The organism is Mycobacterium sp., assembly GCF_032159565.1.
In the GTDB taxonomy this organism is placed as follows: domain Bacteria; phylum Actinomycetota; class Actinomycetes; order Mycobacteriales; family Mycobacteriaceae; genus Mycobacterium.
In genome coordinates, this window is record NZ_JAVHWR010000019.1 from 1 (window position 1) to 25,059 (window position 25,059).

The 25,059-nt window shown below is 62.1% G+C and carries 24 protein-coding genes; 15 read left to right on the forward strand and 9 right to left on the reverse strand.

Annotated features, from left to right (window positions below; all coding sequences use genetic code 11):
- Positions 1-554: 554 nt before the first annotated feature.
- Positions 555-1,424 carry an SDR family NAD(P)-dependent oxidoreductase gene (locus QOC76_RS02325; RefSeq protein WP_526353754.1) on the reverse strand — a complete coding sequence of 290 codons (870 nt, stop codon included), beginning with the start codon at positions 1,422-1,424 and terminating at the stop codon, positions 555-557.
- A 221-nt stretch (positions 1,425-1,645) separates the two neighbouring features.
- Here QOC76_RS02325 and QOC76_RS02330 point away from each other — a divergent pair, with 221 nt between their 5' ends.
- The 15 genes from QOC76_RS02330 to QOC76_RS02400 all read left to right on the forward strand — a co-directional run bounded on the left by QOC76_RS02330 (position 1,646) and on the right by QOC76_RS02400 (position 18,924).
- On the forward strand, positions 1,646-2,047 hold the full coding sequence (locus tag QOC76_RS02330; protein WP_526353756.1) for a non-heme iron oxygenase ferredoxin subunit: 402 nt from the start codon (positions 1,646-1,648) through the stop codon (positions 2,045-2,047).
- Entirely contained in the window at positions 2,034-2,804 is a 771-nt protein-coding gene (locus QOC76_RS02335; protein WP_526353758.1) for an MlaE family ABC transporter permease, read from the forward strand. Before QOC76_RS02330 ends, QOC76_RS02335 begins: the two co-directional genes overlap by 14 nt.
- Positions 2,801-3,661, forward strand: coding sequence for an MlaE family ABC transporter permease (locus QOC76_RS02340; RefSeq protein WP_526353760.1), 861 nt, complete (start codon positions 2,801-2,803; stop codon positions 3,659-3,661). The genes QOC76_RS02335 and QOC76_RS02340 overlap by 4 nt, the downstream gene beginning before the upstream one ends.
- Positions 3,662-3,665: 4 nt before the next feature.
- A complete protein-coding gene (locus QOC76_RS02345) occupies positions 3,666-5,063 on the forward strand; it encodes an MCE family protein (protein WP_526353762.1) in 1,398 nt (465 codons plus the stop codon).
- 55 nt (positions 5,064-5,118) lie between these two features.
- Entirely contained in the window at positions 5,119-6,147 is a 1,029-nt protein-coding gene (locus QOC76_RS02350) for an MCE family protein (RefSeq protein ID WP_526353815.1), read from the forward strand.
- Positions 6,144-7,466, forward strand: a complete 1,323-nt coding sequence (locus QOC76_RS02355) for an MCE family protein (RefSeq protein WP_526353764.1) — start codon at positions 6,144-6,146, stop codon at positions 7,464-7,466. Before QOC76_RS02350 ends, QOC76_RS02355 begins: the two co-directional genes overlap by 4 nt.
- Positions 7,463-8,794 (forward strand): MCE family protein, encoded by a 1,332-nt coding sequence (locus QOC76_RS02360; protein ID WP_526353766.1) that lies wholly within the window; start codon positions 7,463-7,465, stop codon positions 8,792-8,794. Before QOC76_RS02355 ends, QOC76_RS02360 begins: the two co-directional genes overlap by 4 nt.
- Positions 8,795-8,814: 20 nt before the next feature.
- Complete coding sequence (locus QOC76_RS02365) at positions 8,815-9,933, forward strand: MCE family protein (RefSeq protein ID WP_526353768.1); 1,119 nt, start codon at positions 8,815-8,817, stop codon at positions 9,931-9,933.
- A 1-nt stretch (position 9,934) separates the two neighbouring features.
- The gene (locus QOC76_RS02370; RefSeq protein ID WP_526353770.1) at positions 9,935-11,374 is read left to right on the forward strand and encodes an MCE family protein; all 1,440 of its coding nucleotides are present in this window, start codon (positions 9,935-9,937) and stop codon (positions 11,372-11,374) included.
- A 770-nt stretch (positions 11,375-12,144) separates the two neighbouring features.
- A complete protein-coding gene (locus QOC76_RS02375; RefSeq protein WP_526353773.1) occupies positions 12,145-12,609 on the forward strand; it encodes a MaoC/PaaZ C-terminal domain-containing protein in 465 nt (154 codons plus the stop codon).
- A gap of 223 nt (positions 12,610-12,832) precedes the next feature.
- Positions 12,833-13,582 carry an alpha/beta fold hydrolase gene (locus QOC76_RS02380; protein ID WP_526353775.1) on the forward strand — a complete coding sequence of 250 codons (750 nt, stop codon included), beginning with the start codon at positions 12,833-12,835 and terminating at the stop codon, positions 13,580-13,582.
- On the forward strand, positions 13,579-14,766 hold the full coding sequence (locus QOC76_RS02385; protein WP_526353777.1) for a thiolase family protein: 1,188 nt from the start codon (positions 13,579-13,581) through the stop codon (positions 14,764-14,766). Before QOC76_RS02380 ends, QOC76_RS02385 begins: the two co-directional genes overlap by 4 nt.
- Positions 14,767-14,782: 16 nt before the next feature.
- Complete coding sequence (locus QOC76_RS02390; RefSeq protein WP_526353779.1) at positions 14,783-16,360, forward strand: FAD-dependent oxidoreductase; 1,578 nt, start codon at positions 14,783-14,785, stop codon at positions 16,358-16,360.
- The gene (locus QOC76_RS02395; RefSeq protein ID WP_526353781.1) at positions 16,360-18,081 is read left to right on the forward strand and encodes an acetate--CoA ligase; all 1,722 of its coding nucleotides are present in this window, start codon (positions 16,360-16,362) and stop codon (positions 18,079-18,081) included. Before QOC76_RS02390 ends, QOC76_RS02395 begins: the two co-directional genes overlap by 1 nt.
- Positions 18,082-18,177: 96 nt before the next feature.
- Positions 18,178-18,924, forward strand: a complete 747-nt coding sequence (locus QOC76_RS02400) for an enoyl-CoA hydratase/isomerase family protein (RefSeq protein WP_526353783.1) — start codon at positions 18,178-18,180, stop codon at positions 18,922-18,924.
- A gap of 329 nt (positions 18,925-19,253) precedes the next feature.
- Here the strand turns inward: QOC76_RS02400 and QOC76_RS02405 are convergent, their stop codons facing one another.
- The 8 genes from QOC76_RS02405 to QOC76_RS02440 all read right to left on the reverse strand — a co-directional run bounded on the left by QOC76_RS02405 (position 19,254) and on the right by QOC76_RS02440 (position 25,049).
- A complete protein-coding gene (locus QOC76_RS02405) occupies positions 19,254-19,727 on the reverse strand; it encodes a fumarylacetoacetate hydrolase family protein (RefSeq protein ID WP_526353785.1) in 474 nt (157 codons plus the stop codon).
- Positions 19,728-20,103: 376 nt separating this feature from the next.
- The gene (locus tag QOC76_RS02410) at positions 20,104-20,688 is read right to left on the reverse strand and encodes a YceI family protein (RefSeq protein ID WP_526353787.1); all 585 of its coding nucleotides are present in this window, start codon (positions 20,686-20,688) and stop codon (positions 20,104-20,106) included.
- A gap of 47 nt (positions 20,689-20,735) precedes the next feature.
- The gene (locus tag QOC76_RS02415; RefSeq protein ID WP_526353789.1) at positions 20,736-21,329 is read right to left on the reverse strand and encodes an aromatic-ring-hydroxylating dioxygenase subunit beta; all 594 of its coding nucleotides are present in this window, start codon (positions 21,327-21,329) and stop codon (positions 20,736-20,738) included.
- Positions 21,326-22,732, reverse strand: coding sequence for an aromatic ring-hydroxylating oxygenase subunit alpha (locus QOC76_RS02420; protein WP_526353791.1), 1,407 nt, complete (start codon positions 22,730-22,732; stop codon positions 21,326-21,328). The genes QOC76_RS02415 and QOC76_RS02420 overlap by 4 nt, the downstream gene beginning before the upstream one ends.
- A 12-nt stretch (positions 22,733-22,744) precedes the next feature.
- Entirely contained in the window at positions 22,745-23,575 is an 831-nt protein-coding gene (locus QOC76_RS02425; RefSeq protein ID WP_526353793.1) for an SDR family NAD(P)-dependent oxidoreductase, read from the reverse strand.
- On the reverse strand, positions 23,572-24,183 hold the full coding sequence (locus QOC76_RS02430; RefSeq protein WP_526353795.1) for a VOC family protein: 612 nt from the start codon (positions 24,181-24,183) through the stop codon (positions 23,572-23,574). Before QOC76_RS02430 ends, QOC76_RS02425 begins: the two co-directional genes overlap by 4 nt.
- Positions 24,180-24,575, reverse strand: a complete 396-nt coding sequence (locus QOC76_RS02435) for a nuclear transport factor 2 family protein (protein WP_526353797.1) — start codon at positions 24,573-24,575, stop codon at positions 24,180-24,182. Before QOC76_RS02435 ends, QOC76_RS02430 begins: the two co-directional genes overlap by 4 nt.
- A 27-nt stretch (positions 24,576-24,602) precedes the next feature.
- Complete coding sequence (locus QOC76_RS02440; protein WP_526353799.1) at positions 24,603-25,049, reverse strand: nuclear transport factor 2 family protein; 447 nt, start codon at positions 25,047-25,049, stop codon at positions 24,603-24,605.
- Positions 25,050-25,059: the final 10 nt, after the last annotated feature.

Consider the following 25,059-nt stretch of genomic DNA (forward strand, 5'->3'; position numbering starts at 1 on the left):
ATGTCATCGAGGCGTTCCTCAGGTATATGCACGAACAGGGCTTGGTACCGCGGCGATTGACCGTCGAAGAGCTGTTCCCGCAGTCCACATTGCGCGTCGCTCGCACCTAGTCAAGCGCCGGCGACCATACGGCTCGCGCGATCCCCGAGGCGACAATCACAAAATAGATCAACGTATTAGTTTGCGACAACGCCCTATGGCATCGGCAACGACTCCAGGCGCTCGCATCGAATCCGGCGCAGTGGGCCATTTCGGCGATCCGTCGCTTGCGAGATCGGATTTCGATGAGGCGCTGCGGTTCGATTCCGTCGTTCAGCTTATTCGCTCGGGTGACCGCACACCCTATTGGTGTCGGGGTTGTGCGCCGGCTTGTAGACGAAATCGAGGCCCTGCACCGCGCCAGGGGTGCCTGGTCGGACGTCGAACAATGTGCCGTGGGGCTGGGCGTCGGTTCCACTGAGGGTCGATGCCACCGTGAACGAATCACGCCGCGGGAGCGCGGTTTCGCCTCGACCCTGTCGTCCTCATCGCTGAACGCGATGAGGGTTACTTCCTCACCGGATTGACCAGCCTCCGTCCACGGGAAGGGCGACACCTGTCATCATGAGCGACTCGTCACTTGCGAGGTACACAGCGAGCGGAACGATGTCCTCTGGCTTACCTATTCGACCCAGCGGATGACCGCCCTCGAACGCCTTCCACACGTGGTCAAACTCCAAGGGTAGGTCTCCGACGAACCGTCGGGACATTGGTGTGTCAATGAGGGTGGGACAGATGACGTTAACCCTGACCGCCGGTGCCAACTCGAGCGCAGCGGCCTTGGTCAGCATGATGAGCCCACCCTTCGCCGCGCAGTAGGCCGCCATGTTGTCGTACGCAACAAGGCCGCCCATCGACGCGGTATTGATGATCGAGGCCGGGCGGTCCTGCATAAGTGGCGCGAAAGCCTTCATCATGAGAAACGCGCTCTTGAGATCCACGTTGTGTACGTTGTCCCACTCTGCCTCGGTCGTTTCCAATAGTGGTCTCGCGAGGTTGATCCCAGCGTTGTTGTAAAGGACGTCCAAGCCACCAAACCGATCTCGGATCAACGCCGCAAGACTGTCTATTGCTTCCTTGGACGTCACATCGGCGGTGAAGAATTCGCCATCGTGTCCATTCGCACGAAGCTCGTCGGCCAGCTGCTTGCCCGCTGACTCGTTGATGTCGATGCCGACGACCGACGCGCCCTCCTCGCAAAACCTCCGCCAAGCGAGCGCCCCGATGCCGCTTGCCACCCCGGAGATGACTGCGGTCTTGCCCATCAACCTACCCACTGTTTCCTCCTTAGAAAGTGGCCAGTCCTCGAGCACAGGCCAGTCATGCGGGCTCCCCGCGGCCGGGGGCTTTGGGACGGAGAGCCCTCCGTACGTCGATGCTGTCATCATAAAGGTTGACATACGACTCCGGTGAAGTATTGAATATGCCGCATGGTGCGGGAAACGGTTGGGCAGCGGGGCCTAACAGGAGGCCCACTGACAGCGCCGGTACGTTCTCACCCCGCCGCGAGAAAAGCCCGCCTGAGCGTTAACCCTTTTGTGGTAGCGGTCGGCACCGGTGGACACATATCTGTAGACCGTCCGGCAAGTTCCGGGAGCCATGACTTGTGGCGGACCTAACCTCATCGGGTTCGGGCGCATCATCGCCGGAGACGCCCGATCGGACGACGTTACGGCGAGTTGCCGTACTTGATGAGCTAAGCATTGGCGAGATGCGCCGGATCGAGGTAGCTGGTCGCGCTTTGTGCCTCGCGCGGCTTGACGACGGCACCATCTTCGCCATCGAGGATCGATGCTCGCATGAAGCCGAGACTCTTAGCGAGGGCGTGCTAGTGGGGTGCGAGGTCGAGTGTCCGTGGCACTTAGGCCGGTTCGATGTGCGAAGCGGTGCGCCGGTGGCACCCCCACCAACTGAGCCGGTAGCAACATTTCCGGTCGTCATCGACGGGGACAATATTTTCGTCGACACGGGATCAGGCGACGCCGAGGTGGCTGATGGTCGGGTATGAAAGGCCGGCACTAGCGCCGGTGCGCGCCTTAGGTGACTTCTCCGCGACGGCACTCGACATTTTCGTCGCAATGGTCAAATGGCCTTTCGCGTGGCGTGAATTCCTCGAACAGACGTGGTTCGTGGCGCGCGTGTCATTTTTACCGTCGATCGTTCTAGCGATCCCGTTTGTGGTCCTGTCGGTCTTCACCTTCAACGTGCTGCTGATTGAATTCGGCGCCGGCGACCTATCCGGCACGGGCGCCTCAATCAGTGCGGTCAACCAGATTGGGCCCTTCGTGACCGTTCTGGTCGTCGCCGGATCGGGCGCCACCGCCGTATGCGCCGACCTAGGAGCGCGGACGATTCGTGAGGAGATTGACGCCCTGCGCGTCATGGGCATCGACCCCGTACGCACAGTTCTAGCGCCCAGAGTCCTCGCAGTCACGCTCGTTTCGTTGATGATCTCCTCCGTGGTGACGATGACGGGCCTCGTCGGCGGCTTCCTGTTCGGTGTGTACTTTCAACACGTCACCCCCGGCGCATTTGTCGCGGGCATGACGCTGCTCACTGACCTGTCGGACGTGTTGGTGTCATTGGTCAAGGCAACCGTCTTCGGCCTAGCGGCGGGGCTGATCGCCGTTTACCAGGGGACGACAGTCAGCGGGGGACCCGCCGGCGTGGGCAATGCGGTCAACCAGACCGTCGTGTACTCCTTCGTCTTGCTGTTCATGGTCAACCTTGTCATCACCGCCATCGGATTCGAGGTGACGAAGTGAGCGCCAGCACCCTCGCCCACCAACGTGTCCCCGTGGCGGCAATACGGATGCTGGGCACTGCTAGGGCGGAGTGGCGACGCCTCGGTGAGCAGACGCGGTTCTACGGCAAGGTGCTCGGCTCAATCGCCGACGTCGTTATCCACTACCGAGCCGAGCTACTTCGCCAGATCGCAGGAATGAGTGCTGGGACCGGATCACTCGCGGTGATCGGAGGCACCGTCGCTGTGATGGCATTTCTGACCATGTCCACCAGCGGCGTGTTGTCCAGCCAAGGCTACAACCAGCTTTCTGAAGTCGGAGTGGACGCGGTGACCGGATTCGTTTCGGCGTTCGCAAGCACGCGCCTGGTGACGCCGGGTACCGCAGCCTTCGCATTCGCCGCGACGATCGGTGCGGGCACCACCGCGCAGCTCGGCGCGATGCGGATCAACGAGGAAATCGATGCGCTTGAAGTCATGGGCATCCGGTCCATTGCCTACCTGGCGTCGACCCGCGTAGCCGCCGGTGTGATTGTTGCTGTCCCACTATTCTGCGTAGCCCTGCTGCTGGGATATACGTCCGGTCAGTTCGTGACCACCGCCCTCTACGGGCAGTCCAGTGGCGTCTACGGGCACTACTTCAGCACGTTTTTCATTCCCGCCGATGCGGTGCGGTCGTTCATCGTCACGCTGGCCCAGGTGACGTCCATAATGCTGGTCCACACCTATTACGGATTCACCGCCAGCGGCGGTCCTGCAGGCGTCGGCGAAGCGGTGGGGCGAGCCACGCGTGCCTCACTGATCGTTTCGGCGTTCGTCATCATGCTCGTCACGCTGGCGCTCTACGGTCAAACCGGCAACTTCAACTTCGCGGGATAGCCCGATGCAAAAGCGACCACGCCTCCCGCGGATCGACCCTAGTTGGTGGGCCCTCCTGTTGGTCCTCGGCGTGTTCGGCGCTACCGCGTTGAGTCTGGGCGCGTTCAATCGGTCCTTCAGCCCAGGTGTGGCGGTGACGTTAACTGCGGATCGTTCCGGATTGGTAATGGAGCCCTACGCCAAGGTCAAGATGCGCGGGGTGCAGATCGGCCGGGTCGAGACAGTCGCAAGCACCGCCGACTCGGCGACTCTTGAGCTCGACATCGATCCCGGCCAGATCGAGAACATCCCCGCGAACGTCAAGGCCCGCATCAACGCCACATCGCTTTTCGGCGCGAAATACGTCGATCTGATTCCACCAACGGATCCGAGTCCCCAGCGGCTATCGGCAGGGGCCGTCCTGAAATCAGAAAACGTCGCCATCGAAGTCAACACAGTGTTCCAGAACTTGGTGGACCTGATAAAGCAGGTCGACCCGTACAAGCTCAACGCTGTGCTCTCTGCGCTAGCCGGTGGGGTACGAGGTAAAGGAGAGCAGATTGGTCAGTCCATTACCGAGTCCAATGACGTTCTCCTGGCACTCAACTCGCGCACTGACACCTTGCGCGCGGACTTTCAGGCTCTTGCGAACGTCAGTGACACCTACAGCGACGCGGCACAAAACATCATCGACACCGTAGCGGCGGCCAGTACCACGGCCGCCACGGTAACGGCGCAAGCTGCACAGTTGGACAAGCTACTGGTGAGCGTTGCTGGCCTTTCCCGACGCGGGATCGAGCTCGTACGCCCAAACAAGGAGAATTTCGTCAAAACAATCAACCTGCTGGAACCCACAACGAGTTTGTTGATGAAGTACAACCCCGAGCTCACCTGTCTTCTCGTTGGCGCCGATAGGACTGGCGCCGAGCTGTCCCCGGTGTATGGCGGTTCCAACGGCAAGTCGGTCGTCATGGACGCCACGGTGCTATTGGCTGATGACCCGTATCGCTATCCAGACAATCTGCCAATCGTGGCCGCCAAGGGCGGACCCGGGGGCAAACCTGGGTGCGGGTCGCTGCCCGACGTTGCCCAAAACTGGCCCGTACGCTATCTCGTAACGGACACAGGTTTCGGCACCGGCCTGGATATGCGGCCGAACCCGGGCATCGGCTTCCCCGGATACGCGAACTATTTGCCAGTGACCCGCGCAGTGCCCGAGCCGCCGAGCATCCGCTATCCCGGCGGACCCGCACCCGGCCCGATCCCCTACCCCGGCGCCCCGCCATACGGCGCACCGCAATATGGGCCCGACGGAGCCCCGCTCTACCCGGGGGTGCCAGCGCCTCCTCCATCCTCCGAGACGCCCGCATCAAACCAGTCAGCTGCTGCGTCGACAGATCCGGGCGCGCCAGCGCCACCCTGACACCTCGACCATCAGAACGACCCTACCCAAACGACACTCGCGAGAGGTGATTGCCTTGCGGCGTAACCTAACTGGGCTCCTATGGCGGCTCGCGGCATTCCTGTCCGTATGTGTGCTCGGCGCTGCCGCACTGATCACCATTTATGCGCAGGTGCGGTTTGATCAGGGCAAGACGTACAACGCCATCTTTAGCACGGTGAGCGGCCTCGAAAATGGAAATTTCGTTCGCATCGCCGGCGTCGAGGTTGGCAAGATCAAGGGCATCACCATCAGTGATGATGCTTCGGCGCTGGTGAAATTCAGCGTAGATGATTCGGTGGTACTAACCGGGGGCAGCCGAGCTGTAATCCGCTATAACGACCTCATCGGCGGCCGCTACCTGGCGTTGGAACAAGGCCCAGGGGTTACCATGCCCCTGCCGCCCGGGGCAACGCTTCCGCTCGAGCGCACCGCGCCCGCACTTGACCTGGACGCTTTGATCGGCGGATTCCGACCGCTGCTTCGGGGCTTGGATCCAGATCAGGTTAACAAGCTGACCGGCCAACTCATTGCGGGTTTCCAGGGCCAAGGCCCCACCATCGGATCGATCCTGGAACAGGCTGCGGCCCTGACGAACACACTAGCCGACCGCGACGCGCTCATCGGACAGGTCGTGATCAACGCGAACACTGTGCTGGGCTCCCTTGGTCTTGGCAGCGACAAGCTCGGCGTGGCGGTGGACTCGCTCTCGCACCTGGTCCACGGGCTCCAAGGCCGCAGCCAGGACATCAGCGGCGCCGTGGCGTCCGCGAACGCGGGCGCTGCCACCATCGCTGACTTGCTGGCCCAAGCTCGCCCAGCGCTACAGAAAACCGTCCGAGAGGCCGACCGCACTGCCGCCGTCGTACTGGCCGATCATGATTACTTCGACGATTTCCTCAATACCCTGCCCGACGCGTACCGCGTGCTGGGCCGCCAGGCACTGACCGGCGACTTCTTTAATTTCTACTTGTGCGACATCTCGCTGAAAGTCAACGGCAAGGGCGGCCAACCGGTCTATGTCAAGTTAGTCGGCCAAGACTCGGGCAGGTGTACTCCCAAATGAAATCATTTCGGGAACGCAACCCGATCATCGTCGGTGCTATTTCGCTTGCCGTGGTCGGTGCCACCACGGTGGGGGCGCTGAATTACAGCAAGTTGCCGTTCATTTCGAGTGGCAGCACCTACTCGGCGTACTTCGAAGAGGTGGGTGATCTGTCTACGGGTGCACCGGTGCAGGTGTCGGGTTTGCGGAGCGGCCAGGTAAAAGACATCTCGCTGACTCCCCGGGGGGTGCTCATCACTTTCACAGTGGCCGACAACATCCGGTTGGGCGAGCGCACCGAGGCGTCGATCAAGTCGAAAAGCCTACTCGGAACCAAGGTTTTCGAAGTGACTCCTCGCGGTTCGGGACACTTGAGTGCCGCCATCCCGGTCGAGCGGACCACCTCGCCATTTCAGCTCCCTGATGCGCTCGGTGACCTCACTGCGACCATCAGCGGACTCAACACGACTCAGCTGTCCGACGCACTGCAAACCTTGTCTGACACCCTGCAGGACACGCCGCCGCAACTCAGGGTTGCAGTCGATGGCGTCGCCCGCTTCTCCCAGACGATCGATCGGCGCGACGCCGAGTTGCGCAACCTACTGTCGAACGCCAGTAAAGCAACCACAGTTCTGGCGGAGCGCACCGATGAAATCGTCCAGCTGCTTCACGACACCAATGCCGTGCTGGCCGCACTGCAAAGTCAAAGCGCCGCGCTAGATAACATTTCGGGCAATGTCTCAGCGCTGGCTCAGCAGCTTCACGGATTCATTTCTGACAACCGGACGACGCTTAAACCGGCGCTGGACAAGCTGAACGGCGTACTGGCGACCGTCGACAACCGTAAAGACCAGATTCAACAGTCCATCAAGGGTCTGAACTCGTATGCGTTGAGCCTTGGTGAATCGCTATCTGGAGGCCCCTTCTTCAAGGTCTACGTGGCGAATCTCCTCCCGGGCCAGTTCCTTCAGCCCTTCGTCGACGCGGCATTTTCCGACTTGGGGTTAGACCCCAATGTACTGCTGCCGTCGCAGCGCATCGATCCTCCGACCGGCCAGCCGGGTACACCGGCACTGCCCGTTCCCTACCCTCGTACCGGCCAGGGGGGCGAGCCGAACCTTTCGCTGCCCGAGGCGATCACGGGAAACCCTGGGGACCCGCGCTATCCGTATCGAGAGCCGCTGCCAGCACCCGCGCCGGGCGGCCCGCCACCGGGGCCGCCGGTGCAGCAAGCCCCCGATCCGAACGCGTCGACTCCGCCGAACCCCAGCGCGGTGCTCGTTCCAACGCCCGGCGAACTAGCCCCCACAACCCCACCCGCAGAAGGCGCCGGGCAATGATCAGTGTGCGCAACGCCAGGATTGCCATGGCCATTGTGCTCGTCTTCATCGCTGCCGGCGCCGGATATTTCCTCGTTTGGTCAGGCGAGCGAACCGACCGCATCGAGGTAACCGCGTACTTCGACAACAGCATCGGATTATTTCCCGGCGATGACGTGCGGATTCGCGGCGTTCCCGTCGGCAAGATCGGAAAAATCGAAGCTCAACCCACACAGGTTGAGATCACGTTCTGGTTTGACAGCAAATACAAGGTCCCCGCCGACGCGAAGGCGGTGATCCTGTCCCCGACGCTAGTGACTGCGCGAGCGATCCAGCTGACCCCGCCCTACCGCGATGGACCTACGCTTCAAAGCAACGCGGTCATCTCAAAGCAGCGCACCGCTGTGCCAGTGGAATGGGACGACGTGCGCCTCCAGCTGCAGCGGCTTGCCAATACGCTGCAACCCACCAAAGCCGGTGGGGTGAGCACTCTAGGCTCGTTCATCCACACCACCGCAGATAACCTACGCGGGCAAGGTGCCGCCATCCGCGACACCATAATCAAGCTTTCACAAGCCATTTCGACACTCGGCGACCATAGCGACGACATCTTCAGCACTGTCAAGAACTTGTCGGTTCTGGTCTCAGCACTGCAGGACAGCACCGACCTGCTCAGACAGCTGAACGGGAACCTGGCATCGGTGACGGGTTTGCTTGCAGACGACCCCGGCGAGGTGGCGACCGCAGTCAAAGACCTCAACGATGTGGTGAGCGAAGTAACAAGCTTTGTCACCGACAACCGCGAAGCACTCGGCACAACCTCAGACAAGCTGGCATCGGTGTCAGCCGCGCTGACCCAGAGCCTCGATGACGTCAAGCAACTGCTGCATGTCCTGCCGACACTCGCAGCTAACGCCACCAACATTTACCAGCCCGCGCAGGGCACGCTCAGTGGGGCGCCCGTTCTCAACAACTTCGCTAACCCCATCACCTTCCTGTGCGGCGCGATACAAGCCGCCTCCCGTTTGGGCGCGGAACAATCCGCGAAATTGTGCGTGCAGTACCTCGCTCCGATCGTCAAGAACCGGCAGTATAACTTCCCTCCATTGGGGTTCAATCCCTTCGTCGGGGCAAATGCGCGGCCCAATGAACTCACCTACAGCGAGGATTGGATGCGACCCGACTACGTTCCGCAGCAACCAACGCCGCCAGCCGCGCCCCCCGCGCCGGCTGGCCTCTCAGCGCTTCCCCCCGAGGCGCCGCTGGCAGCCGAGTCGGCACAGCCGCACCAAACAGATCCGGCCGCGGGCCTGCCAGGCATCATGGTTGTGCCGGGCGCAGGATCGTGATGCGACCGGCATCCCGACGAATGACCGCCGTCGTGCTGGTCGGCGCGGTGGCGGTCACGCTACTTTCGGGCTGCGGGTGGAGGGGCCTCAATAGCTTGCCGTTGCCGGGAAGTGCGGGCGGTGGCCCCGGAGCGTTCACAATCCAGGCGCAGATGCCCGAGGTTAGCAACCTACAGCCCAACCAGCGCGTCCGGGTCGGCGATGTCGACGTCGGCACCATCACCAGGATCGAACGCCAAGACTGGCATGCACTGGTGACGATCAGACTCAATGGTGACATCAGCCTGCCCGCCAACTCGACCGCGACCCTCGGCCAGACGAGCCTCCTGGGCTCGCTGCACATCGAGCTGGCGCCGCCGTCCGATGGCATGTCCCGAGGCAAGCTTCATCAGGGGTCGGTGCTGCCTCTGTCGTCGGGCAAGGCTTACCCGTCCACTGAGCAGACGCTGGCCGCGGCTTCACTTCTGCTCAATAATGGTGGGCTCGGCCAGATCCAGGACATCACTGAAGCGCTCAGCACGGCGTTCGCCGGCCGTGAGGGTGACCTGCGCAGCCTGCTGTCTCAAATAGACAATTTCGTCAGCCAGCTCAATGACCAAACCAGCGAAATCATCGGGGCCACCGACAGTTTCAATAGACTGGTCGGTCAATTCGCCGAGCAAAAACCCGTGATCGATGAAGGGCTGCGCACCATTCCTGACGCGCTGGCCATCCTCAGTCGCGAACAAGACAACCTTATCGAGGCGATTGATCAGCTTGGCAAGTTGAGCGCTCTTGCTGAAGATTCGGTCCAACAGACCAAGGATGCGCTCGTTCAGGAACTCAAAGACCTTGGGCCCGTGCTGCAATCGCTGGCCGACGCAGGCAGATCGTTGACTCGTTCGCTGAACTTTCTCCCAACATTCCCATTCACCAAGGACACACTGACAAAATGGTTCCGCGGTGACTACGCCAACATCAGCCTCATCGTCGACCTGACACTCAGCCGACTCGACTCGTCCTTCTTAACCGGTACCAGGTTCGAAGGCAATCTTACGAAGTTGGAAATGCAGTGGGGACGCACTATCGGCCAACTACCCAGCCCCTACACGCTTGGCAACCCGTTGATCGCCCCCTACCGTTACGACCAGGGACCGTGACGTGTACCTGAGCCGGCAAGTCAAACTGCAGTTGACATTCTTTACGATCGTCACGCTAATCGCTGGTGGCACCATGGCCTTCAAATACCTAGATCTGCCTTCGGTGTTCTTCGGCATCGGGCATTACGAGGTCACCGTAAACCTGATCGCATCTGGTGGCTTATATAGAAACGGCAACGTCACCTACCGCGGAGTCGCGGTAGGCCGCGTTCAGGACGTCCGGTTGAGCCCCAACGGAGTTGAGGCTGTCCTCTCCCTAAATTCCGACACCAAAATTCCGGCCGACCTCGTCGCTCAGGTGCGCAGCCAAACCGCGGTCGGCGAACTATCTCTAGAACTCAACCCACGCAGCGGTGACGGACCTTCGCTGAAGAACGGCGACGTCATTCCGGTCGACCGCACGGCGTTGCCTCCCGACATCAACGCAGTGCTGGCCGACACCAACAGCGGCCTTCAGGCCATTCCACACGATGACTTGAATACGGCGGTCGACGAGGCCTACACCGCAGTGGGGGGTCTCGGACCTGAGCTCAAGAGAATCGTTGACGGGACAACGACACTGGCCGCTGACGCACGCGCCAATCTGAGTGCGATCACCACGGTGATTGATCAATCGAAACCCATCCTGGACACTCAGACTGACACTTCCGACTCGATTCAAGCCTGGGCCGCCAACCTTGCTCAGGTAACCAGCCAGCTGCGGGACCAGAACCCGGCCTTGAACGGACTACTGAACAATGGCCCCGCCGCCGGGGACGAAGTGCGCAACCTGCTGGACAGGCTGCAGCCAACATTACCGGTTGTGCTGGCCAACTTGGTCAGCCTCGAGCAGGTGGCCATCACATACCAACCGAGTCTTGAGCAACTCCTCGTGCTACTCCCAAAAAATGTAGAAGAAATGCAAGCGCCTCTAGTCGCCGACCGCAACACAGATCACAAAGGGATTTACCTGTCGCTCAATCTGAACGCCAACCTGCCTCCGCCATGCACCACCGGGTTTCTGCCGGCTCAGCAGATGCGCCCTCCGAGCGACGTGGACTATCCCGAACGCCCGGCCGGCATGCTGTACTGCCGAGTACCCCAGGATTCATCGCTTAATGTTCGCGGTGCCCGCAACATTCCGTGCATGACGCGACCGGGTAAGAGGGCCCCCACAGTCCAGATGTGCGAGAGCGACGAACGGTACGTACCGTTGAACGACGGCAATAACTGGAAAGGCGATCCCAACGCGACACTGTCCGGCCAGCCCATCCCCCAGCCTCTGCCAGAAACACCTCCGGCCGCGTCCCCAGCGCCACCGCCAATCGCCATTGTCGAATATGACCCCAACACCGGCACCTACACCGGACCAGATGGCAAGCAGTACACGCAGACTGACCTCACTCATGGTGCCAACCACCAAAAGTGGCAAGACCTTCTGGTCCCGCCGAATGGGAACTGACCAGTGCGATAGGTGCCAACTCCGCAACGACACGCGTTTTGTCATGACCTGGGACCAGGTGGTTCGTCGGGCCGTGTGGTGATGGTGACCGATTAACGTCATGTCACCGAACCGATTAATGCTTTTAGACCAAGTGCGCCCGCTGGCCAGCACAGCAATATTACATTTGACACCGGTGAGCGGTTGCCTATATGTAGCGCCGTCGCACCGCCCGGGAAAGCCGTGCCGCCCAGTAGACAAGACCGACAGAACACCTCATAACGCAAGCGCAATCAGGCCGGCGGGCAGGCAGCGAGGTTGAGTCGCCCACCGGGCGCCGACTCGAGTTGTCTCGCGGCGCCCAGGCTGGCGGCTGCGTTTAAAACAGTCGACACTTCCACGTTTCGCCAACGTTCCCACTAATCCATCGTTTGACACACCATGCTGTACGTGGGCGAAGGGCTCCATGACCAGAGCCGCCTCGGCAGTGGCCAGCAACCTTGCCGGCATCACATCCCAGCTGCCATCAGCACTCATGCGTTAATGCCGGGTCCAGATCGTCTGTCACGGCGTTGACAACTGGTATCCCCGCCCCGCCACACTCCGTGTCCAACTCACGACCGCTGGCGGCATCTCGTCCCAGCGCCCAATTGGGGTCGCCTCATCCGCGTCAGCCCACCCGCTGCGCGACTTCACCGTTGGTCGTGCCGTCATATTGCAGGATTTCACCGAGTGTGCAAGACGGTCGTATAGTTGGCTGTTGAACAGCGTCGGATGTAATGTAACTGTCCGTGCCGTTCTTCTACGACGATCTTGCCGTCGGCCGGGTCTTCAAGCTGCCGGCCAGGACGGTCACTGAAAGTGACCTCGTTGGCTTCGCGATGCTCTCCGGGGACTGGAATCCCATTCACACTGACCGTGAGTTCGCGACAGACACGATCTACGGCCAACCCGTGGTGTATGGACTCCTCAGCCTGATCATGATGACCGGTCTGATGGACCGCAGCGGGATCTTTTCAGGCTCAGCGATAGCGATGCTCGATATCACCGAGTGGCGGTTCGAGAAGCCCGTTTTCGTCGGAGACACCCTGTCCGCCACGGTGGAGATTGTGTCCAAGCGCCTGACGAGCAGTGGTGACCGAGGCGTCGTCGATCGCCTGTTTCGCATCACCAATCAACGCGGCGAGGTGGTACAGGTTGGACACATCGGGCTCATGATCCGCCTTTCCCCACAGCAGACCGAGGTCGCTCGATGACCTTCCACGCCGGTCGTCAACGCTCAGCGTCGTACCCGCAGAGACCATCGTCTCGACGACTAGAGACGAATAAATGCGTCCTGGTCAAGGAATCACCACCCTGCGGTGTGCCGCGGATATTGCCGGTCGTCGAACATCGCAGCTGGGTCGACTCGGTGCCGGCACTGAGGTATCGATGAGTGCCGCTGACGGCGGGTCCGCGCGTAGGAGGACAGCATCGGGTATGTCGTTCGTCAAGCGGGGTGTCGGTAAACCTGTGCTGTTGCTCCACGGTTGGTGTCTAGATGGATCGCTGTGGGCCTACGAGGAAGACGAGCTTTTCAGCGACCACCAGGTATTTGTACCGGACTTGCCGGGCTTCGGGCGTTCGGACACGATGCCTGAGCCCTACGATATGAACGCGCACACGGATGCGGTGATAGAACTGCTGGTCGAGCAGGGCTTACGCGATGTCCTTGTGATCGGCTTTGCCTTCGGCGCCGCGGTTGCGCTTACCGTTGCTGCACGCGATGACTCCCGGGTTTCCGGAGTCATCGCTGTTGGTGTGCCCAGTTGCAAAGTGTTTCCTGCCGAACGGATGGCACGCGCCATGCGCCGCGACTGGCCCGAGTTCGCGCGGCGCTCGGCGGCCGTGCTCTGCAAACAACCACAAAGCGATGCAACGCTGAGCTGGCTGGAACGGGTATTCGGCGCGACGCCCCTACGTTCGGCGCTGCAAGGGGTGGCGCTGCTGGGCGAGTTCGATCCCCTGCCGCTGTGCGAATCGGTCAGCAAGCCGGTGCTGTTCGTGCACGGCCAAGACGACGACGTCATCCCTATCCGGGAGGCGCAGGCATGCGCCGAGTCCGCACCACGCGGAAGCCTGCGAGTACTTCCCGAATGCGGACACCTAGTCGTGCTCGATCAACGACACGTGCTGCACGACACCATCGTCGGTTTCGAAGACACGCTGACCCGGTCTGATCGACCATGACCACCGCAGCGGCGATCGTCGGGGTCGGGATGACCCCGTTTGGCCGGTTCCCCCAACGTTCGCTAAAGGGTCTTGGCGGGGAGGCTGTGCACGCGGCGCTGGCCGATGCGTCCATGTCCCCCGCCGATATCGACATGGCCTTCGTCGCGAACGCCATGGCCTCCATCGTCACGGGGCAAGTGAGCATCGTGGGCCAAACTGTGCTGCGCGACAACGGGTTCTCCGGTATCCCTGTGTACAACATCGACAACGCGTGTGCGGGGTCATCGAGTGCCCTCAATCTCGCCGTACACGCCGTCCGTGCGGGCGCGGCCACACGCGTGCTGGTGTTGGGTGTGGAAAAACTTTTCGCGCGCAGCCGCGAAACCACCTACACGGCGCTCAACGGCGCCGCCGACATCGACTTTGTCGCCGAATCGGGAGTCGACGCTACCCGCGAGAGCGTATTTGTTGCTGCCGTCTACCCGCCGCGGCTGCGGGAGTACGCCGACCGGCACGGCCTCAGTGCCGATACCCTTGCCGCGGTCGCCGTCAAGAACCGCAGCCATGCGGGGCTCAACCCGATGGCGCAGTACACGCAGCCGCTGACGGCCAAGGAAGTCTTGGCGGCGCGGTCCGTCGTCGAACCGATCACCGCGCTGATGTGCGCACCGATCAGCGATGGCGCAACGGCGGTTGTGGTCACTGCAGGCGTTTCCGTGCGACCCGAGCACAGACCGGTGTGGATCCGCGGCTCCGCAGTCGGCATGGCGGCCGCGGGTCGCCAAGGGTCAACGATCGGCGGGGTGGCCCGACGTGCATATGCCTACGCAGGCATCACACCCCGGCAGGTGAGCGTCGCCGAGGTTCACGATTCCATCGCCTTCAACGAACTGGTTGCCTACGAGGAACTTGGATTTTGCGATCCGGGCGCCGGCGCGCGCCTAGTCGCCGACGGACTGACTTCTCTGGGTGGACAGCTGCCCGTCAACACCAGCGGCGGGCTGGAGTCGCGCGGACATCCGGTGGCGGCCACCGGTCTTGCGCAGGTCATCGAACTCGCCCACCAACTTCGGGGGGAGGCCGGTGGGCGCCAGGTGCCCGATGCGCAAATAGGCGTGGCGGAGAACGCCGGCGGATATGCCGGAGGTGACACTGCGGCCGTCGCTGTCACCGTGCTGGGTCGCACGGCGGCAGATGACTGACGACGGAAGGAACGGCATGGCACGCCTCTTCGGCGGAGGACTTCGTGACGGGGATGCCCGCACAGCTATCCATGACGTGGCAATCATCGGGATGGGCCCGGTGGGAACGGCGCTCGCCGGCCTGTTAGGCCGCCGCGGCCTGGACGTCATCGTGCTCGAGCAGGATGCCGACGTGTTTGCGCTGCCTCGGGCGGCGCACATCGACCACACCGGTTTGCGAGCCGTCCAAGAATTGGGCTGCCTGGAACAGGTGCTGCCCTCGATGACACTAAACCCAGGCATCGAATTCGTCAGCGCTGACCGCAGCCGCCTGATGTGGATGCCAGCCGGTCAGACCACCTGGTCGGGCGTTCCTACCAGCGTGTATTTCCATCAACCGGGCTTCGATCGCGCGTTACGCGCCGCGGTCGCAGCGTTGCCGACCGTCACAGTTCATCTTGAGGCCGAAGTCGTCGACGTCACCCAAGACACAAACGAGGTCAGCCTGCGAACCGCATGGCGAGGTGGGAATCAAGAGTCCGAACCGGTAGGTACGGTGCGGGCCCGCTACGCGGTGGCCTGCGATGGCGCGGCAAGCCCCGTTCGGGAAATGGCGGGAATGCGGCTGGAGGATCTGGGGTTCCACGAACGATGGCTGGTGGTCGACCTGCTACTGGGCGACGCGGACAGGGCGCTGCCCGGACACGCCCTCTATGTCTGTGATCCCGCGCGCCCGCATGTGTTCATCCCGATGCCAGGTCGGCGTCACCGCGTGGAATTCATGGTGCATTCCGGCGAGGACACCGCTGCCATCACCGAACCCACCGCAGTGGCCTCGGTGCTTCGCGAACTCGTCGGCGAAGACTTCGGGACGGTGGAACGCGCGGCTGTCTACACCTTCCACGGACTGGTGGCACAACGCTGGCGCTCATCGCGTCTTCTGCTAGCGGGTGACGCCGCGCACCAGATGCCGCCCTTCCTTGGTCAGGGCATGTGTTCAGGTTTGCGTGATGCGACCAATCTGGCGTGGAAGATCGACCGGGTATTGCGCGGAGCGCCAATAGATCTCCTCGACACCTATGAAATCGAACGGTCACCGCATGTGCGCGAAGTCATCAAGGCGGCGATCGACTACGGCGCCATCGTCGGGATCACGGATCCGCAAGCAGCGCGCGAGCGGGACGAGGCGATCCGGCGCGACCATCGCTCGCTGTTCTTTGGGCTGCCGTCGCTTCAACCCGGTCCCATGGTCCTCGAAGGAGGGGGCGGCCTGTTCGGGCAGCCTCGCGTCGGCGGTAAACCGCTCGACGACGCGGTCGGCCAGCGGTTTCTCGTTCTGAGCCGACACGATGAGGCGTTGGGATCGACGTCTCGATGGTGGGCCGACGTTGTCGGCGCGTGGGTGACCACGATCGCCGACCTGCCGCAGCCCGACCCGGCACTGGCGGAGTGGCTTGACAGCCAAGGTGCCGATGTCGCCGTGGTGCGGCCGGACCGTTACGTGTTGGCCGCGGTGGCCGGCACTCTTGATCAAATCACTGCCGACGTCAGTGCGCTTCTGCAACCGGCAGAAAACACCGCTGCCCGCCTGGACACCAGCACCAGGACACGTTAATGAAAGATCGCTATCCGCCGACAAGCGTTCCGGCTCACTGCCTCGTGGCTCCGCAGGATCAACCCGACTACACCGAACCCAACCACGACTTGGTGGGCGCTTGGGCGAACGTCGGTTACGCGCTCAGCGATGCTCATGTATGCGCCGGCCACGGCGATGACCTCGCAATGATTCACGCCGATACGGCCCGCTCATACACCTTCAGTGCCATCGCAGAAGTTAGCTCTTTGCTCGCACAAGGGCTAATGGCGCTGGGGGTGGTCGTGGGTGACAGGATCGCCCTGCGGGGGCCCAACGTACCCGAGCTGATCATCGGAATGCTAGCCGTTTGGAAGGCCGGAGGGGTTGTCGTTCCGACGCCATTGCAAGCGCAACCCGAAGAGTTGCGGTTCTTCCTCGACGACACCTCGGCCCGTTTTCTCGTTGTCGTTGCTGCGACCGGCGATGACCTCGCAGTCGTTGCCGAGGCGGTCGCCGGCTCACCGATTGAGGAGGTTTTCACCTACAGCGACACGCCTAGCGGTGCTGGACCCTACCGTGATCTGTGCATCCTGACCGACGCGACGGAGATCCATGCCGCGCCCCTACCGACGACGCCGAGCGACGCCGTCGCGGTCCTCTGGCACACCGGTGGCACTACCGGCCAACCCAAGGGCTGCTACCACACGCATCGCAGGTTCCTCCTCGGCGGCTACGCCTTAGGCGCCGTCACCGCGGCGGCTCCGGGTCAACGGTGGGCCGCCGCGGCGCCGGCTGGCCACGCCCTCGGCTTCATGTACCACACCACCGGCACCCTCCTGCACGGTTCGACAACTGTTCTGATCGAAAATTTTCGAGATCCTCAGCGGGTCGTGGCCGCGATCGCTGACTTCCAGGTAAACGTGTTTACTGCGATCACCGCAACGTGGGCCCGCATGATCGACGTCCTCGACGAAAATGGTCGCGACCTACCCTCGCTGCGACGTGCATACGCGATGTGGCAGTCCGCGTCGTCAGCAGATGTGCGTATGCGCTGGCAAAAGCGGGGTATCACATTGATCAACAACTACGGCAGCACCGCATTCGCGACATGGCCGATGACTCCCCGGCATGACGAAGATTTCCCGGCCGCCTCCCTGGGACGTCCGCTGCCCGGCTACATCGTCGCCGCGGTCCAGCGCACAGGCTCAGGGCTGCAGGTCATCGAGACGGGTCGCGGGCAGATGGCTGTGCGGGGACTGACTGGCTTGACCTATTGGAATCGTCCGGAACTGCAGCGACGTGATGTGGTTGACGGCTGGTCAATATGCGATGACCTCATCGAGTTCGACGGCACGGGCAATGCGGCCTATCTCGGGCGCACCGATTACTTGATCAGCACCTCGGGATACAAGGTGGCACCGGTAGAAGTCGAAAACGTACTAAGCACCCATACCGCCGTTCGAGAAGTCGCCGTCGTTGGCGCGCCCGACCCGATACGGCAGGAGATCGTCGTGGCCTTCATCGCGGTACGCCCAGGGGTGCCCACCAACGATGAACTTGCAACGGAATTACAGGCGCATGTCCGAAACCGCCTCTCCCCCTATAAGGCGCCGCGCCGATTCCACTTCGTCACAGAGCTGCCCCGCGATCCTGTCGGAAAGATTCGGGGCAAGGTCCTCCAAACATGGGCCGCTGATGGGGCCGTGCCCGCGCCATCGACCCCCGATCAGAACCACGCTCACTTCAAGGAGGCGACGTAATTGACCCCGACCCGACAGCCCGCCACTAAGGACAGCGCCCTCCTCGAGGTCACGCAGGCCGACGGCTACCAGCTGTGGAGGCTCTGCAATGCCCCCGTGAACGCGTTGAGCCCGGCGCTGCTCGAAGTGTTGGAGCGTCAACTCAACGCTGCCAATGCTGACGAATCCGTTGCGGTAACCGTGATCACCAGCGGTCTCAAGGTGTTCTCCGCCGGAGCCGACGCCACATGGATGGCTGGCGAAGCGGACAGGCTGGGGGTCGAGGGACTCACCGCAGAATTCACGAAGAGCATGGATCGGTTCCGCGCGTTGTGCGTAGCGATGCGCCGCAGTCCGATCCTTTTCCTGGCCGCCCTCAACGGTCACACGCTCGCTGGGGGGCTGGAGCTTGCAGCCGCGTGCGACCTGCGCTACGTGGCAGACACCGGCACGCTCAAGATCGGCGTCCCGGAGATGGACCTGTTCGGTGCATTACCCAGTGGCGGCGGTGGTGTCCAATTCCTGAACCGACTGATGCAGCCCAGTCGCGCGCTGCAGTTCATACTTGATGCAAAACCGATTTCACCGCGCGAGGCATATTCAGTTGGACTAGTCGACAGAGTCGTGCCGGCAGATAAATTGTTCTCCGAGTCAACGTCTTTCGCCTCGGCGGTATCGGCGAAAGCGGGCAGGATCGGGGTGGCCGCGGCGAAGCGCGCAGTACTGGGCGGCGCTGAATTGCCGTTATATGAGGCGCTTGAGTTCGACCGCTCGTTGCACTGGGATGCGGTACGGCGCGGCAACTTCGCACGCGGCGTGCGCTCCTTCATTGACCAGTTCGCCTCGTCACGGCGCACTTCCTAGACCGGCCTAGCTGGGGAGCAGTGACAGATCGCCGCGATGCGGCGCGTGCGCGGCATGTGGCTGCGCTGCCCAGCTGATCACTACCGCCATTGCAGCGTCCACGATCACGACGATCCGGGTAAACCGGCGATCGCGTGGAAATGACCCAGATGCCCCGGGATCGCCCCCGACCGGTCGCGCCGGATCGGGTGATCTCCACCGACCCCGACACGTGCACAAACGGTGCGCGCCACCGGGATGTTTCAAGGCTCATCTGGCTGTGGAGCCCGACAGCGGCACCATCACGGCGTAGCGCGCTAAGCACCGTGAGCGGCAGCGGGATACCGGGCTCAGCGTGTCAGTGATTGTTTTGCGCCGACGACATTGCGAAGCACACCCACTCCTTCTACTTCGGCCTCAACTACATCGCCTGCCTGCAGATAGCGTCCATCCTCGAAGCCGACGCCGTCGGTGGTGCCGGTGAACACGATGTCGCCCGGGTTGAGCGACATTCTGGCCACGATGTACTCAAGGCACTCCTCAATGCCGAAGATCATCTTGCCGGTGCGGTCGCGTTGGCGTTGTTCGTTATTCACCCGCAACGAGATGGTGACATCCACCTCTGCTGACCGGCCGAATTCGTCCTTCGTGGTGATCCACGGCCCCACCGGAGTGGTACCGGTGAGCGTCTTGACCGAGAACAGATCGAGTCCGCCCATGGGGGCCGGCGCGGCGTCGCGAGCGCTGACATCGTTGCCTACCGTGTAGCCGAGCACATAGTCAGTCAGGTTGCTGCTGACCTCCCTGATCGGCTGTGCGAGCACATCACCAGCTCAACTTCGAAGTCGAGTTGGTCGGTGATGAAAGGATTGGCGATCTCGTCGTTGTGGCCGATGATCCCACCTGTGGTTTGAGGAATCCGAGGGTGCTGGAAGGCCGTTCAGTGACGCCCAGCTTCTCCAGGTGAGACCAGTAGTTCATCCCCACCCCGACGATCGTGGATGTGGGGGTGATGGGCGGTAGCAGCCGGACATCCTCCAAGGACATGGGCGCGCCAGCAGTTTCGAAGTCCGTGCGTCCTTCTGCGGTCGCTGGACCCCACTGCGACACTTCGGCCTCGGATTGGCTGCACGGTGCCGGCAGCGACATCAACCAGGGACCAGCAGTCGTCGCCTTGATGAGTGCGTGTTCGTGCGATCTTCAGGGCTGAGGTCCTCTCGGAGGCGCTGGGAGTCCCTGCATGGTCAACTCGACGTCAATCGTCGAGCCCATCGCGCGATCGAGGAACTGGGGACGTATGCGATACACAAGGCCGAAGTCACGGCGAGCGAACCGCCCCCGTCCGGCGATGACGGGACACGGCCGACCGTCGGTGGAGGCGGGTTCCTGGAGGCTGATATCCAGCGCCAGCGGCCGTGTTACGTCGAGCAGCGTCAGTTCCCCTTCGAGCACGAAGGTACGCGGATTGCCGCCAGGAGCGGCTGGCACGACCGCAGTCGAGCGGTAGTGCCCGGTGGGATAGTTGCCCACATCGAGCAGTGACGACGAGCGGGCCGACTTGTCGCGGCCGTGGCTGCCGGTATGCACCGACGCGAGGTCAATGACCGCTGAGACGCTGGAACCCTCCGGCTCGTCTGCCATGACAAACTCACCGGAGATGGCCAACGTGCCGTGCACGGTATGCAGTCCCAAATGACCGATGGAGAACTTCAACGTGGAACGCTGTGGGTCGATCCGCCAATCGCCGGGCAGATAACCCGGGAGCTCGGCGGTCTTCGATGACATGAAGTTTCCTCACCTTCATCGTTCTCGTTTTCGGACGCGCGACCGGGCTACAGGTAGACCGCCAGGTTTCGCACGCTCAGCGTGGTTTGATCGAAATAGACTGTGCGCGAGGTCAGTTTCCAGTCGCCGGTCCGGATCGTGTCCAGTCGGCGAGCCGGCAGGATCTCGAGGCCAGGTTCGTCGTTGCGTGAGCGCAGTAGAACGATCGAGCTGTAAACCTGGTACTCGTCGGGGTTATCCGTTTCGTATACCCGCACCTTGTGGACGATGCGGTGTGTTCTCGACAACGGATTCTCCGACCACGCGCTGTCGGTCTGAACCACTCGCATCAGTTTCAAACTGAGCGTCATGATGTTCTCGTTGTAGTGATACGACTCCGCGTCGAAAATACTGCGTGCCCGGTGATCTTTGGTCGTGCGCACGGGTGCGCGGTAGACGACTTCCGGGGCGAGCAGTCCTAGCCAGCCGGTGAAATCGTCGTCGTCGAGCAGTGCGGACTCGTCTTCGAGGAAACCGACGATCTCCCAATGGCGTGGGTCCCTCACCGGCACCCGCGCGCCCGGCGGCGCCGGGTAGCCGGTGTCCGGCATTACCATGCTGCTGGATTGAACCATGACTTCCTCAGTCGCTTCGGTGGTCACCAGGCTCGTCCTTCCATGAATTCGCTGTAGCGGAGCCAAAAGTTCCATTGGCCGTCGTCCTTGGGGAACCCGGCATAGATGTGGGCAGGACCGGGCCAGTCGGCGGGCTTGTTCTCGCCGGTGATCGCCTGATAGCGCAGCTTCTGTTGCCTGCCCAGGACCCCTCGGGCGGCCTGGGTCTGCATCGGCCAGGTGTTGGTGTCGTCCACCTCGACGAATCCGCTGATCCCGAATACAGCAGCCGTCATCAGGTTCATCGAGTCTCGCAGTTGCACCGACGCGTCGCGTTCGACCAGGGTCCACGAGAACATCTCGAAGTTGTCCGGTCCCTTGGGAACCCAAACCCGCCAACTGAAGAACGCCGAGGGTGTGCCGTCGGGCATCTGGAACGGCATAGCGATCGCGGCGATGTTGGGGAACAACTGGCCGACCTGCGGCGGGAATTCCGCAAGGACTTTGAGCTGCTTGTCGTCGAAGCGGTCTGGCAGAGCGTCCACCATCTCAGCGGGCATGCCAGCAGGAGGAGCAAGGCGCAGTCTCTCCATGGGTGACAACGCGGCGAGGTCCTTGCCTTTCAACGCGTTGACGAAGTGGTCTTCCCTGATGTCGAAACACCGCACGTAATGACCCTCCCAGCTGGCGTGCGCGCCCGCCATCGCCGGCTCCGCGGATTCTTCTCCGCCAGACAGGATCCCGAGTTCCTGCATCGATCGATGCAGCGACAGCGTGTGGAAGATGTCCCCGGCGAACTGCTCAGCCGCGCTTTTCCAGTTCGACGGGATGATGAACCGCTGGGGATGACCGACAACGGTCATTCCGCGCGGACACCGGTCGAACATGAGGTCCCAGTACCAGGCCATCGGGCCGAGGTAGTCGCGCAGGGATGGGGCGTTCTCATCGAAGGTGACAAAGATCATTCCGCAATAGGTGTCCACCCGCGCTTTCGTCAGGCTCAGTTCGTCCTTGGTCCGCAGCAGCCCGTGCATCTCTTCCCGCGCGACGGGCGCCGCAAGGAACGTGCCGTCGGCCTTGTACGCCCAGCCGTGGTAGGCGCACTGGAATTGCTTGGCGTTGCCGGCCTCGAACCGACATACCTTCCCAGCCCGATGTGTGCAAACGTTCAGCGCCGCGGTGAAACTGCCGCCAGCGGCGCGGCTGACAATGACCTGGTCTTCGCCGACGTAGCGCAAAACGTAGTCACCGACGTCGGGGATCTCATCCTCGTGTGCGACGACCGTCCACGCCTTGGCGAACAGATGTTTTAATTCGAGCTGGTAGAGCTCCGGGTCGTTCAGGACTCGCAGTGAGACCTCCCGGTAGTCCTTATCAATAAGTTCCGACAACGGCGTCCCGTCCGAGAGGACCAGTCCGGCCGAAGTATGTCTCATCTCATCGATGGTCACGTCCATTCTCCTTTAGCTGGTTGGTAATTCAGAATCGTTGGACAACGAGTCGAACACTGAGAGGTCGGGCGGTCTGGTGTTGACTCGTGGTATGTGCAGCCCGCCATCGACCGGTATGGTGGCGCCCGTGATGTAGCGGGCCTCGTCACTGACGAGGAAGCCCACAACCGGTGCGATGTCTTCTTCGGGATCACCGATTCGGCCGATCGGGATCATCGCCGGGATCGCTGCGGCCCAAGCTGGGTTGTCCGCCGCCATCTGCTCAAACGCCGCCGACGCCGCGATCGGCGCGATCGCATTGACCAAGATGTTGTGCCGGGCCCACTGAAATCCAGCTGTCCGGGTCAGCGCCTGTACCCCACCCTTGGCTGTGTTGTAGTCAGCGTGAACCCAGTTGCCGTCGTCGGCGTCCATAGAGTAGAAGTTGATGATCCGGCCACCGCCGCGTGCCTTCATTATCGGGAAGGCGGACTGCATCCCCCACCACACGCTCCACAGCCCGACTCTCATTGTCTGCTCGAACATCTCGTCGGTCTTCTGCTCGAGCAGAACATCGGGAGTTAGGGCGATGGCGTTGTTCACGAGAATGTCCAAACCACCGAATGCCAGCTGGGCGGTGTCGACCGCGCGCTCGATATCGGCTTTCTGGGATACGTCGGTCGAGATGAACAGTCCCTCGCCACCAAGTTCATCGAGGTCCTCGGCCACTTGCTTACCCGCGTCGGGATCGAGTTCGGCGACAACCACTTTGGCCCCCTCGCGGGCGAACCTGCGAGCGATGCCCCGTCCGATTCCCTTGCCGGCGCCGGTTACCAGCGCCACCTTGCCGTCCAGCCGGCTCATTGGGTCGCCTTGGCATCGATGGAAGCGCGAACGTCACGGACGCGGGCGCGGAACTCGGGGTCATGGGTGTGATTGAAGTGGACGTTGCCGCGCTCCTCGTCGAATTCGTGCATCCCGGTTATGTCCCAATCAGGATCCTCGAAGTCGGCAACGTAACCGTTTTTGCGTACCTCTGTGACCTCCCACCAGTTGCCGTCGGGATCGGCAAAATGGAAAGAAGTGTCACCATGCATGTGTCGGGGCTGAGTGATCTGCCTGATGCCCCACTGGTCTTTGATCTCGAGGAGCTTCTTGTGGGCCGCATAGACTTCGTCCTCGCTGCCGACGTCGAATCCGTTGTGCGCCATCATCGGCATCGAGCTTTCCCTGCCCGTCTCCACCACCGCGTAGACCTGGTCGGTGCCGAGCCGGATCATGATCGACCGGCTACTGCTCTGGATCACCTGCAGACCAAGGACTTCTTCGTAGAACCGGCGCGACCTAGCGAGGTCGACCACCTCAAGAGTGCCGTGACCGATGCGCTGAAACTTCAGAATCGGTTCACCGGTGAACTTGTCCGTGATTCCGGGCATTTTAGTGACCTTTCTTCTCTTGGGGGAACCGGTCACACACCGGCTTGCAGGGCTTGCACCGCGGCTGCCATCTGGGCCGAGTCCGTGTACTCGTCGATGCGCCGGATCCTTCCGTCCGCCACCGAGATCCGCTGAATGACCGGAATGGACGCCGCCTCTGCGCCGGGCAGGGTGATGTGGACGACGTGACGTTGAATGCAGACGGTGTCCACCACGTCACGACCGACTACCTCGAATCGCGGCTGCAGAGCGGCGAGCCCAGCGAGTGCGGCGAGCGCCTCCCGCGCCGGCTGCCCCACCTGGTCGTAATTGTGCCAAACCACCGCGTCGTCGGTGAAGAGCGCGTCGAGGGTGCCAGCGTCTTCCGTCGCCAGCGCGTTGACGAACTTGTCCACCGTGGCCAACACGTCGTGATGGTTTTCAGCCATGAGACTCGCTCTCCTTGTCTGGGCCGGTCACGGCCAAACCTTCGGGGTGAAGATCGCCTGTGCGATCCGAGATGAAATACGCCAACGGCCCGAGGTCTTGGTGTACTTGTCGTGGAACTCGATGACCCGTCCGTTGTCAGTGGCATAGACCACCGGCTCGCCGTCCTGCGACGGCGGACCGTGATAGACCATGGCGCACACCACCGCCTCGGCCGAATCGTCGCCGACGCTCGTGAGATGAAAGTTGGTCAACAGGTGACGGGTTGTCACCTTGGGCCGCTCGCGCATCCCTTGCCGGAGTTCCTCGTGCCCGCGATGGACGATGCCGGCACGGTCGAAAACTCCGTCGGGGGTGAAGAGTTCGATCATGGACTCGAACTCGCCGTTGTCCATGAAGTAGGCGAAGGCATTGTTCAGCCGGCTGAGCTCGCAGAAGGCCGTCATATCTGGTGCCGTCGTGGCGTTTGTCGTCATCGTGTGGCGG

Excerpts from the sequence above, each read along its gene's own strand:
- QOC76_RS02325 (WP_526353754.1), bottom strand. The coding sequence starts at position 1,424 with ATGACAGCATCGACGTACGGAGGGCTCTCCGTCCCAAAGCCCCCGGCC.
- QOC76_RS02335 (WP_526353758.1), top strand. The coding sequence starts at position 2,034 with ATGGTCGGGTATGAAAGGCCGGCACTAGCGCCGGTGCGCGCCTTAGGT.
- QOC76_RS02345 (WP_526353762.1), top strand. The coding sequence starts at position 3,666 with ATGCAAAAGCGACCACGCCTCCCGCGGATCGACCCTAGTTGGTGGGCC.
- QOC76_RS02355 (WP_526353764.1), top strand. The coding sequence starts at position 6,144 with ATGAAATCATTTCGGGAACGCAACCCGATCATCGTCGGTGCTATTTCG.
- QOC76_RS02360 (WP_526353766.1), top strand. The coding sequence starts at position 7,463 with ATGATCAGTGTGCGCAACGCCAGGATTGCCATGGCCATTGTGCTCGTC.
- QOC76_RS02365 (WP_526353768.1), top strand. The coding sequence starts at position 8,815 with ATGACCGCCGTCGTGCTGGTCGGCGCGGTGGCGGTCACGCTACTTTCG.
- QOC76_RS02380 (WP_526353775.1), top strand. The coding sequence starts at position 12,833 with ATGTCGTTCGTCAAGCGGGGTGTCGGTAAACCTGTGCTGTTGCTCCAC.
- QOC76_RS02385 (WP_526353777.1), top strand. The coding sequence starts at position 13,579 with ATGACCACCGCAGCGGCGATCGTCGGGGTCGGGATGACCCCGTTTGGC.
- QOC76_RS02390 (WP_526353779.1), top strand. The coding sequence starts at position 14,783 with ATGGCACGCCTCTTCGGCGGAGGACTTCGTGACGGGGATGCCCGCACA.
- QOC76_RS02395 (WP_526353781.1), top strand. The coding sequence starts at position 16,360 with ATGAAAGATCGCTATCCGCCGACAAGCGTTCCGGCTCACTGCCTCGTG.
- QOC76_RS02410 (WP_526353787.1), bottom strand. The coding sequence starts at position 20,688 with ATGTCATCGAAGACCGCCGAGCTCCCGGGTTATCTGCCCGGCGATTGG.
- QOC76_RS02425 (WP_526353793.1), bottom strand. The coding sequence starts at position 23,575 with ATGAGCCGGCTGGACGGCAAGGTGGCGCTGGTAACCGGCGCCGGCAAG.
- QOC76_RS02435 (WP_526353797.1), bottom strand. The coding sequence starts at position 24,575 with ATGGCTGAAAACCATCACGACGTGTTGGCCACGGTGGACAAGTTCGTC.
- QOC76_RS02440 (WP_526353799.1), bottom strand. The coding sequence starts at position 25,049 with ATGACGACAAACGCCACGACGGCACCAGATATGACGGCCTTCTGCGAG.